Genomic DNA, 11,280 nt, shown 5'->3' on the forward strand with positions numbered 1-11,280 from the left:
ACTTTATACAGAAATAAAGAAAGATTCAAAAAATACTGAAGATACTTTCGACCAACTAAGTTCCGAAGAAGAGAATTTTGAAGAATTAAGTTCCGAAAAAATTATAAATAATTCTCGTAAATGTGCCGAACCTATACTGAAAAATCAAGAAGTTGTAATATACGCTCATGAGTGCAAGAAGAATTCAAAACATCATTTTGAGTTGACTGCAGATTCTTTAATAATTCTTGTTGCTCATAAAGCTGTGTTATTGTACGCGTCTGATTTGCAATCGGCAGATCGAGCTTTGCTCGAGATGTTGCGAAAGTTCTTGCAAAAAAATTCTTCAATAACAGTATTGCATGATTATAAAAAGCATTTGGGATTGCTAAAATCGCTAAAATTATTCGATTCGAATAATTCATTTGGCACTCCACTTCTTGATACTCGATTGGCATCATATTTATTGGAGCCTGATTTTCGAGCTGAAACTTTAGAAAATATGGCTGAACATTATTTAGATATTCAGTCAGATGAAGATAATTTGGGTGAAAATGAAGCTAAGCAGGGTGAGCTCGATCTTCTTATTGACGATGAAACGCCAGCCAGTGAAGAAGAAAATAATGAAAAGCAAACTCAAGCGCGTGAAGCTAAATTCTTAAGAACTGCGCTTCTTATTCGTCTTTTGGCTCTTCATTTTGCTTCAACACTTGATGATAGAAAACAAACTGGTTTGATGACTGATTTGGAAATGCCTATTTCGCGAGTTTTGCGTGGCATGGAAGACGTCGGTGCTGCAGTTGATATGCAACGTTTAAGTGGTATGCTTAAGCAATTTTCTGCAGATGCTGAGTTCGCGCAAAATATGGCTTGGAAAGTTGCAGGTAGTTCTGTTAATTTACAAAGTCCTAAGCAGTTGCAGCAAATACTTTTTGAGCATTTTGGTCTTAAACCTACTCGTCGCACAAAGAATGGCTCGTACACGACTAATGCCGAAGCTTTGCAAGCTATGTACGTTAAACTCGATCCCGAAGAGCCTGCAAGTCAATTCTTGGGCGCCTTACTTAAACATCGCGAAACTAATAAATTGAAGCAGATTGTGCAAAGTTTAATTGATGCGGCTCATTATGATGATAGGCGCATCCATACAACTTTTGAGCAGACTATTGCGGCAACTGGTCGTTTAAGTTCTGCTGATCCTAATCTCCAGAATATTCCTAATAGGAATGCTGCTGGTCGTGAGATTCGTGCTGCTTTTATTCCAGGAGAAGAATTTGAATATTTAATGAGTTGTGATTATTCACAAGTTGAGCTTCGTATTATGGCTCATGCATCTCATGATAAAACTCTTATTGAAGCATTCCGTTCCGGCGCAGATTTTCATAAATATGTTGCGAGCTTAGTTTATAAGATTCCTGTTGAACAAGTAACGCCGGATCAACGTTCTCATGTAAAAGCTATGAGCTATGGATTAGCATATGGATTGAGTACTTATGGACTAGCCAAACAGCTTTCTATTAGTCCGGCTGAAGCTGAAATGTTGAAGAATAAGTATTTTGATACTTTTGGCAATGTTCATGACTATCTGGAATCTCTTGTGTCAAAGGCAAAAGAACTTGGATATACAGAAACTATGTTTGGTCGACGTAGGTACTTCCCGCAGCTTTCTTCCAATAATCGTGCATCTCGTGAAGCTGCTGAGCGCGGAGCTCTTAACGCTCCAATACAAGGTACTGCCGCAGATATTATGAAACTTGCTATGCTTCGTGTTGATTTGGGATTGCGTGAAGCAAAAGTTCGTAGCCGAGTAATATTGCAAATACATGATGAATTGATTTTAGAAATTTCACATGGTGAGCAAGAGCAGGTAGAAAATATTGTGCGTAAAGCTATGGAAAATGCTGTGCATTTAGATGTTCCTCTTAATGTTTCTACTGGAGTTGGTGTAGATTGGCAACTAGCAGCGCATTAACACTACTTAAAGGTAGAAGAAATGATTAGATTAAGCAAAGTAATTGAAGCTATAGAAACATTATACCCATTAAGCTTTGCTGAAGAGTGGGATGAGCCTGGTCTTATTGTTGGAGACTTGAATTCCCAAATTCAGCGAATCGTATGTGTCAGTGATCCTACGATTAGCGCAGTTGATCGAGCGTTATCAATGGGTGCCAACCTATTAGTGACTCATCATTCGCTATTTTTCAAAGCTGTGCATGGAGTTTCAAACGAAACTGTTCGTGGTGAAATTGTACAGCGTTTAATTAGTAATAATTGTGCGCTATGGGTTGGTCACACTAATGCGGATGTCGCGTGGCGTGGAGTTGCTCATGCTGCGGCAGAGTATTTTGGTCTTCATAATTTGCGTCCAATTGTTGTTTCTAAACAGATCGATTCTGCTGGACGTAACATTGGCTTAGGCAGAATTGGTGTTTTGGATGTGCCAATATCATTGCGTGATTTTGCGCAAAATGTTTTTAACGTTCTTCCTCATACAAAAGTTGGTGTTCAAGTTGCTGGAAATCTTGATGCGAAAGTTAGTACAGTAGCTGTTTTGCCTGGTTCTGGGGAAAGCTTGTTAGATGAAGTTCGCAAGGAAAAAGTTGACGTATATGTTACAAGCGATTTGCGTCATCATCCTGCACTTGACGCAATTGAGCGAGCTAAATATGAATCGAAACTGCGTCTTTCTTCTGGTGAAGATTACATTCAACACACATATCCTATGATTATTAACACTTCTCATAGTGCTATTGAGTCATTGTGGTTTACTTATGCGATTAATGATATTGCTGACTGCATAGAAGAAATGTATGGAGAGCGTCCAGAAGTTGCTTGGTTAGGTGAAGCTTGCGATCCATGGAATTACGTTATTAATTGAGGCTTTCATTTAAAATTCAAGCTTTTTTAAATAACGTCAACATGACGTGAAAACTACTCGAATATATGAGATACTTATATTATGCATATACGACCAGGTTCCATGTATCCGCTTGGCGCAAACTATGATGGCGCTGGCGTGAATTTTGCGCTGTTTTCCGAAGTTGCAAAGCGCGTTGAATTATGTTTATTTGATGAGCATGATAATGAAACACGTATTGATATGACTGAGCAGAACTCATACGTGTGGCATAACTATGTTTCAGGCATACAGCCTGGTCAGCGTTATGGTTATCGTGTTCACGGACCCTATGATCCTTCTCATGGTTTATGGTGCAATCCTCATAAGTTGTTGCTTGACCCATATGCCAAGGCGATTGAAGGAAATATAGACGGTGATGAGAGTCTTTTCTCGTATTGGTTTGATAATCCAGATGATATTTCAGCAATGAATACTTTGGATTCTGCGGATCATACGATGAAGGCTGCAGTTATTAACCCGTATTTTGATTGGGGTAATGATCAGCACCCTATGATTCCGTATCATGATTCTGTTATTTACGAAGCTCATGTTCGTGGAATGACTAATCTTGATAAACGTGTTCCTCCAGATATTAGAGGCACTTATGCTGGACTTGCACATCCAAGCGTTATTTCTTATTTAAGGAAGCTTGGTGTTACTGCAATAGAATTGATGCCTATCCATCAGTTTGTAAACGATTCTTTCTTGCAAAATAAAGGATTAAGTAACTACTGGGGATACAACACTATTGGTTTCTTCGCTCCTCAAAATTCTTATTCCAGCTCTGGTCAGCGCGGAGAGCAAGTTAACGAATTTAAGTCAATGGTTAAGGCGTATCATGCTGCAGGCATGGAAGTGATTCTAGACGTTGTCTACAATCACACTGCTGAGGGCAATGACCGTGGTCCTACTTTGAGTTTCCGTGGTATTGATAATCGTGCATATTATCGTCTTGTAGATAATGATCAGCGTCATTATTTTGACACTACTGGTACTGGTAATTCCTTACTTATGCGTTCTCCAAAAGCGTTGCGGTTAATCACAGATAGTTTGCGTTATTGGGTAACTGAAATGCATGTCGATGGCTTCCGTTTCGATTTAGCAGCAACTCTTGCTCGTCAGTTCCAAGAAGTAGATAAACTTTCTGCATTCTTTGACATTATTGAGCAGGATCCCATTATTTCAAGTGTGAAGCTTATTGCTGAACCTTGGGATATTGGTGTTGGTGGATATCAAGTTGGTGGATTCCCTCCAAGTTGGTCTGAGTGGAATGGAAGATATCGCGATTGTGTTCGCGACTTTTGGCGCTCACAACCATCTACATTACCTGAATTTGCTAGCAGGCTTATGGGTAGCTCAGATTTGTATGAGCAAAATGGACGAAAGCCTGTAGCTTCCGTGAACTTTATTACAGCTCACGATGGCTTCACTATGAACGATTTAGTTAGCTATAACGAAAAGCATAATGAAGCTAATAAAGAAGGCAATTGCGATGGTGCAAACGACAATCGTTCGTGGAATTGCGGTGTTGAAGGACCTACTAATATTCACGATGTTAACGAATTGCGTGAACGTCAAATACGTAATTTGTTCTCAACTCTTTTGATGAGCCAGGGCATTCCTATGATATGCGCTGGTGATGAAGTCATGCGCACGCAAAATGGTAATAACAATGCTTATTGCCAAGATAACGCTATTTCGTGGATAAGCTGGGATTATAACGAAACTCAGCGAGATATGTTCGATTTCGTTTCTAAGCTTATTCACCTGCGTTTGAAGCACCCTGTGTTGCATCGTCGTCGTTTCTTTACAGGTCGTTCTGCTGGAGATGATGTAAGCGATATTCCACAAGTTGAATGGCTTGACCATAACGGTACTGTTATGGATATGGAGGACTGGTCAAATACTCATGCTTTATCTGTGATGATTTATTTGAATGGTTCGGATATTCCAGAAACTGACTGGTATGGAACGAGAATGGTTGATAATGACTTTATTCTTATTTTTAATGCGCATTATGAACCTATTACTTTTACTTTGCCAGATAAACGTTATGGTGAGAAGTGGAAGTTGATTGTGGACACATATAATCCAAAGGGTCCGGAATTGTTATATGAAGCAGGATTTAATATTGTCGCACAATCTCGTAGTTTCTTGCTTCTTATGAGCGAGCATAAGCCAGAATGTTGAGTATTATGCTTTATTCGTAAAGAAGTTCGTGACTTGTAAAAACTAAAAGCAGCGCAGAAATTTAAGTTTCTACGCTGCTTTTGTTAGTTTAATTTATCTTTTGTTCTTATTCTATTTGTGCTTTTGAGCTTCTATTTAATATTAAAGCTTGATTTATTTTTGATTGAAGACGATCGCTTTGCATAGCCGCAACTTGTCGTGAAAATACAATAATCCATCCAAGAAATAGCAGACATGATAATGCTTCAACATTTGTAAGAGTATTATTTCCATGTACCCACTGATTTCCTGCCCACGCAGTAAGAATAACCGCTAAATCGGAAGCAATATAGAATGTGCGAGAAAGCCTAGGAGCAAGCCATGGAAGGCAAACAAGCATTGTGCAAATTAATCCTGTCACTCCTCGAGCACATAAATCATGTAAGAAAGGATGTGGCGTGTATCTAAAAGTTCCTATTCCAATAAACGATATTCCTCCAAGAATCAGCAAAGCTGCCATAACAGTTGTGCGCATCTTGAAGTGTTTAATCAGTTTTTGGTTATTGTGTTGTAGCATTTCGTGCTGTGTTGCAACGAATTCAGTAATAGCAAAGTAGCTCGTTATGATAATGCAAATTCCTGACAAAACAAGTGTTGCATTAAACATACTAGCTGCAAATGTTGTGCGGTCTCCAAGTTGAGAGAAATTATTGTTATACCAGTACGGATCATCTGTCGTAAGACCTGCAGTTGCAGCTCCAGAAATAACGAATAATGGCAGGAGGGAAGCCACAGTTTTAGCTTCAAGAAGTTCAGCTTGAATAAGCGTTGCGTATCCAACTATTCCAGATAAAGCTGAGCATAATACTGGTAAATAGCTGTTCATTGCCGCTCTGCCAATAATGCTATTAATAATAGATAGCAAAGCAAAAGACATAAGAAACATCGTTGCGCCGTAAATCGTAGAAAGCGCTGTTATTTCAAACGCGTGCTTAGCTACTCGAATTAAGTGATGGCTGATAACTTTTTTATTTGTACGCAAGTATCCAACAATAAAAGCGCCTACGCTGCACAAAGACACAATAGTTGAAGCTGTAAGGAATAATCGCTGGCTAATTTGCCAAAATGCTGGCATTGTTGCCATATACATTCTCATAATAATCATTCCACAAGCTGCACAAACTATGAATGATATTAACCCCATTGCCTCTGTTCGCTGGAAGCGTCCCATACTTAGCCCCTTTTTCTTTAAACTAATTCTATTGTATCGTTTGGTGGCTAGTAATGAGTTTTGTTAGTCGAATTTTGTAATGAAGAAAAAATTTTCATAATACGTGTGTCGTAATTTGCATTTGTCTGCAAAGTGCGCTATTGTAATTGATTGTGCTTGGAACTGGTAATCAGTTCAAAAGCCTCGGGGTGTAGCGCAGTTTGGTAGCGCGCCTGCTTTGGGAGCAGGATGTCGCAGGTTCGAATCCTGTCACCCCGACTTTTTATATCTAATGAAATATGCGTATTTTTGCTTTTTATTCTTATTTAACAGTACATGTCAATCGATAGTATTCATAGTATGAGTGGTATTAACGATATTGCAGATTGCACTACTTTTTGGAAAGCGCCGTATGCTAATCATCAATTAAAAGCTTATATTGAGGTTCCTGGAAGTAAATCTTTGTCGAATCGTTATTTAATTTTGGCAGCTTTGGGCACAAAACCAGTAGTTTTACAAGGATTATTGCGCTCGCGCGACACGGAGCTTATGATTAGCGCTTTATCTACATTTGGCGTTAGATGTGAGTCATTAAATGAAGATGGAACTAAGCTTCGTGTAATTCCTCCAGAAGACGGAGTTTTTAGGATTCCAGATAATGCTGAAGTGTATTGTGGTTTAGCTGGAACTGTAATGCGTTTCGTTGCAGCTTTAGCTTTATTTGCAAATAAAGCTGTGCGATTTGATGGCGATAAGCAAGCTTATGCGCGTCCTATGAAGCCAGTTCTTGACGGTTTAGAGCAGCTTGGTGCTCGCGTAGAGTATCAAGGAGAAGAGGGTTTCTTACCTTTTACTATTACGCCACCTTCAGTCGAATTTAAAATAAATAATTTTTCTGAAAAAATCGTGCAAATTGATTCTTCTTCATCATCACAATTTATTTCTGCGATGCTTCTAATTGGTTCACGTATACCTGGAGGCTTAAGTCTTAAACATATTGGTGACACATTGCCAAGTATGCCGCATATTCGCATGACTATGGACGATATTTGCAAAGCGGGTGGGGTTGTAAATATGACTAGCAACGCAATGTGGCATGTTAAAGAGAGCAAAATAGCTTTATCTGATACTGTTACTATAGAGCCTGATCTTTCTAATGCTGCGCCATTTTTAGGAGCATCATTGATTGCTGGAGGAAGTGTCAGTATACCTAATTGGCCGTTTTCTTCAACTCAACCTGGAGGATTGCTTCCTGGAATATTAGAGAAAATGTGCGCAAAAGTTAGTTTTGAAAAAACAAGCGATGATGCTGGAATAATGCATGTGGAAAGCGATGGTTCGATTAAAGCAATTCCGTATCTTGATTTGAGTGCAGCAGGAGAGATTGCTCCTAGTATTGCAGCTATTCTTGCTTTTGCGGACGGTCCGAGTGAACTTCATGGTATCGCGCATTTGAGAGGGCATGAAACGAATCGTTTGCAAGCTTTAGTTAATGAATTGAATCGAGTTGGGATTGGTGCTAAAGAGCTCGAAGATGGCATTCGTATTGAGCCAAGTAATCATATGCATGGGGAAGTAATGGAAACTTATGCGGATCACAGAATGGCAACTTTTGCTGCAATGCTTGGATTACGCATAGAAAATATAAGAATCAAAAATATTTCTACTACTCGCAAAACGATTCCTGATTTTCCAGGAATGTGGCATAGAATGCTTGAATAATGAATAATCCCGAGCCTTTTTGACCCGGGATTATTCATATTTATTTATTTTGTTCTACGCCGTTAAGCGCAAACAATTTAGTGCTCAAACTTGTTGCCGTAGCTATCTTCACCAGCTTCAGCAATGGTTGCAGCCTTGCGCGCAATAGCCAACTCTTCGTTCGTTGGAATCACAGCAATAATCACAGAGCTGTCTGGAGTGGAAATAACGCGTGGCTCCTTAGAACGAACCAAATTCTTTTCCTTATCGAGCTTAACGCCGAATGGCTCAAGCTTTTCGCATACGCGAGCGCGCACAATTTCGTCGTTTTCGCCGACACCAGCTGTGAAGGTAATGACATCAACGCCGCCCATTTGAGCAGTATAGTTGCCAATATAACCAACAATGCGGTGCACGTATACGCCGAGAGCGAGCTTAGCGTTTTCATCGCCTTCTGCGATGAGCTTGTGAATATCACGCAAATCGCCATGACCAGTCATACCCATCATGCCTGAACGCTTGTTGAAGAGAGTGTCAAGTTCGTCCACGTTCATGTGAGCGTTGCGAATAAGGTGGAATACTACAGCTGGGTCAATATCGCCAGTGCGACCGCCCATCATCAAGCCTTCGAGTGGGGTTAAGCCCATAGAAGTTTCGACTGGTTTTCCAGAAATCTGAGCAGAAGCAGAAGCACCGTTACCAATGTGCAAAACAATCTGCTTCAAACCTTCTGCAGGCTTACCGACAACGCTTGGAACAACAGAGCCAATGTATTCGTGAGAAGTGCCGTGAGCACCATAACGACGAATATGATAGCGATCTGCGATTTCCTTGTTCAAAGCATAAGTTGCTGCAACCTGTGGCAAATCATGGAAGAATGAAGAATCGAATACCATAATTTGTGGAACATCTGGCAAAAGTTCAGTCATGACTTCAGCGCCAACAGCTTCTGGACCGTTGTGAAGTGGAGCCAAAACTGCCAAATCCTTAACCTTATTGATTGTCTTTTCATTGACTAATGCAGGCTTAGGGAATGTTAAGCCACCCTGAACAACGCGGTGACCGACAGCAACAATGCCAGACTCTGAAAGCTTTGGACCATATTCTTCGAAGAATCCAAGTACGCGTTTCAAGCCCTGCTCGTGATCGTGAACTGGCTCATTGAACTCATGCTTTTCGCCATTGAATACGTGCTTGTAGTGGCCGTCAACTGGCTCGCCAATCTTCTCAACGATGCCGGAAGCGATGCCTTCACCGCTTTCCAAGTCAACGAGTTGATACTTAATCGAACTGGAACCAGAATTGATAACAAGAACGGTTTTTGCCATGTGGGCATCCTCCATAAGTATTGATAAGGCTTATAAATTGCCACGCTCTAGTTTAGCGTTAAGTTCCTACAAACTTAAAGATATTGAGTGCAATGCAATACCTCAAGGTTACGTACGCACTGTGATGCTGTTTTAGGAGCTTTATTATGTTTATTCTGATTGTGCTTCTAACGCGGTTAAAGCAACGGTATTAATAATATCTTGTACTAAAGCTCCTCTAGACAAATCATTTACAGGCTTATTTAATCCTTGCAAAATTGGACCAACAGCCAGTGCTCCGCTAGAGCGTTGCACGGCTTTATAAGCGATATTTCCTGCGCATAAATCAGGGAATACAAATACATTCACATGACCAGCAATACTATTATTTTTTGCTTTTGCTGCAGCAACTGTAGGAGACCATGCTGCATCAAACTGTATAGATCCAACAATTGCTAAATCAGGTGCTTTTTCTTTCGCAATGCGTGTTGCTTCCTCTACAGTATCAACATCTGGCCCTTTTCCTGAACCAAGCGTTGAATAGGATAGCATTCCAACTTTAGGGTTGAGTCCGAAAGTCTCTGCAGTGTGTGCAGACTGAATAGCAATATCAGCAAGCTGTTCTGCACTAGGATTTGGGTTGATTGCACAATCTGCAAATACAGATACGTGATCTTTGAAGCACATAAGGAATGCTCCAGAAACCAGCTTAGAACCAGGCTTAGTTTTGATAACTTGAAGAGCAGGACGTACAGTGTTAGCGGTTGAATTAACTGAACCAGAAACAAGACCGTCTGCTTGACCTAGTACTACTAGCATGGTGCCGAAGTAGCTTGCATCTGTTAATTGTTCACGCGCTTGCTTTTCTGTCATTCCTTTCTTTGCTCTTAATTCGCAAAGTTTTGTAATCATATGGCTTAGCATTGCTTCATCGTGCATAGATTGGAAACTAGCTTTGCAAAGAGAATTGAGATTTAGTTCTTCTGCTCGAGCAAGAATAGATTCGCGTTCTCCAATGATAATTAGATTTACAATATCACGTTCTAGCAAATAGTTTGCTGCTTTAAGAATACGATCTTCTTCTCCTTCCGGAAGAACTATAGTTTTCTTATTTTCTTTTGCTTTCCCTAATAAACTGTATTGGAAAGCATAAGGTGTAGTTGGAACTTTAAATGGTTGGTGGAGAGCATTAAGAACATCATTTTCTCGAACGCAATTTACGAATGTTTCTAATGAAGAATTTTTAGTTTCTTCATCTATTGGTGGCAAAACCCATAATGGAGTTTGGCTTACTCGGGATGCTTCGTCGTTTGAGTTTGCATAATTCCTAGAGCTATAGTCACGCATTAACTCAGCTCCAAGTTCTGGATCGCAGTTTGTAACAAATACTCCTAAAACTTGTGTGCATGATTTAAGAACGCAAGCATTTGCAGAATCTATAGTTTGTAAAATTTGTTGTGAGTTTCTGCCTTGAGCTGAAACTGTGAGAAAAACAGGTGATGCCAAGTCAGCTGCAACAGTTGCGTCGAAAGAAAACAGTTCTGGATCATATGCTGGGTTTGCGTCACTAGAAACAATAATAGAAGCTTGAGCAGAGGTGGATTGCAACAATTCGTTATAGCGCGCAACGATATCTCCTCGCACTGTGTCTTTATTTGTTCTAACTATTTCTGGAGTTGTTGCAATAACTTGCTCTAATTTCGTTGAAGTATTTGTGATACCCAAAAGTTGTTTAGTAAAAGTGTCATTTGGTTGAGCGCATGGACGAAAAACAGTAGTGCTGTAGTTATTAGACAGAATATGTGTTATTCCGAATGCAACAGCATTTCTGCCGTACATATCTTCGTTGCCGATAATTGTTACATTAATATGCGACACGATGCGTTCTCCTTTGATACTTCGTGTTACTGCTAGGTTTATATTGTTAATGTAAGTTTTGCATTTTGCAATATAAACAAACTTTTTCTATTGTACGGCTTATCTATGTTGTACACGCACAAAATAGTAATTATAAA

The 11,280-nt window shown here is 39.9% G+C and carries 7 protein-coding genes and 1 tRNA gene; 5 read left to right on the forward strand and 3 right to left on the reverse strand.

The annotated features are described in order from the left end of the window. The 3 genes from A5294_RS04220 to glgX all read left to right on the forward strand — a co-directional run. The coding region (locus A5294_RS04220; protein ID WP_231880192.1) for a DNA polymerase at positions 1-1,951 on the forward strand (1,951 nt) is incomplete at its 5' end. A gap of 21 nt (positions 1,952-1,972) precedes the next feature. Further along, positions 1,973-2,857: a Nif3-like dinuclear metal center hexameric protein gene (locus tag A5294_RS04225; protein WP_064340546.1), complete on the forward strand. Its 885-nt coding sequence runs from the start codon at positions 1,973-1,975 to the stop codon at positions 2,855-2,857. 81 nt (positions 2,858-2,938) lie between these two features. Next, a complete protein-coding gene (gene glgX / locus A5294_RS04230) occupies positions 2,939-5,068 on the forward strand; it encodes a glycogen debranching protein GlgX (RefSeq protein WP_032835386.1) in 2,130 nt (709 codons plus the stop codon). A 106-nt stretch (positions 5,069-5,174) separates the two neighbouring features. On the opposite strand, the gene A5294_RS04235 is transcribed toward glgX, so the two are convergent. Then, positions 5,175-6,278, reverse strand: a complete 1,104-nt coding sequence (locus A5294_RS04235; RefSeq protein ID WP_004119320.1) for a hypothetical protein — start codon at positions 6,276-6,278, stop codon at positions 5,175-5,177. Positions 6,279-6,462: 184 nt separating this feature from the next. Here A5294_RS04235 and A5294_RS04240 point away from each other — a divergent pair. Both A5294_RS04240 and aroA read left to right on the forward strand, forming a co-directional pair. After that, a tRNA-Pro gene (locus tag A5294_RS04240) sits at positions 6,463-6,536 on the forward strand. An 81-nt stretch (positions 6,537-6,617) separates the two neighbouring features. After that, complete coding sequence (gene aroA / locus A5294_RS04245; RefSeq protein WP_064340547.1) at positions 6,618-7,979, forward strand: 3-phosphoshikimate 1-carboxyvinyltransferase; 1,362 nt, start codon at positions 6,618-6,620, stop codon at positions 7,977-7,979. Positions 7,980-8,056: 77 nt separating this feature from the next. Here aroA and A5294_RS04250 read toward each other — a convergent pair whose 3' ends face one another. Further along, complete coding sequence (locus tag A5294_RS04250; protein ID WP_004106960.1) at positions 8,057-9,286, reverse strand: acetate/propionate family kinase; 1,230 nt, start codon at positions 9,284-9,286, stop codon at positions 8,057-8,059. A gap of 150 nt (positions 9,287-9,436) precedes the next feature. Further along, entirely contained in the window at positions 9,437-11,143 is a 1,707-nt protein-coding gene (gene pta / locus A5294_RS04255) for a phosphate acetyltransferase (protein ID WP_004111340.1), read from the reverse strand. Positions 11,144-11,280 lie beyond the last annotated feature (137 nt).

It is taken from the genome of Gardnerella sp. 30-4 (assembly GCF_001641215.1).
GTDB classification, from domain to species: Bacteria; Actinomycetota; Actinomycetes; order Actinomycetales; family Bifidobacteriaceae; genus Bifidobacterium; species Bifidobacterium leopoldii.

Coding starts and splice junctions, on each gene's coding strand:
- aroA (WP_064340547.1), top strand. CDS start 6,618: ATGAGTGGTATTAACGATATTGCAGATTGCACTACTTTTTGGAAAGCG.
- A5294_RS04225 (WP_064340546.1), top strand. CDS start 1,973: ATGATTAGATTAAGCAAAGTAATTGAAGCTATAGAAACATTATACCCA.
- A5294_RS04250 (WP_004106960.1), bottom strand. CDS start 9,286: ATGGCAAAAACCGTTCTTGTTATCAATTCTGGTTCCAGTTCGATTAAG.
- glgX (WP_032835386.1), top strand. CDS start 2,939: ATGCATATACGACCAGGTTCCATGTATCCGCTTGGCGCAAACTATGAT.
- A5294_RS04235 (WP_004119320.1), bottom strand. CDS start 6,278: ATGGGACGCTTCCAGCGAACAGAGGCAATGGGGTTAATATCATTCATA.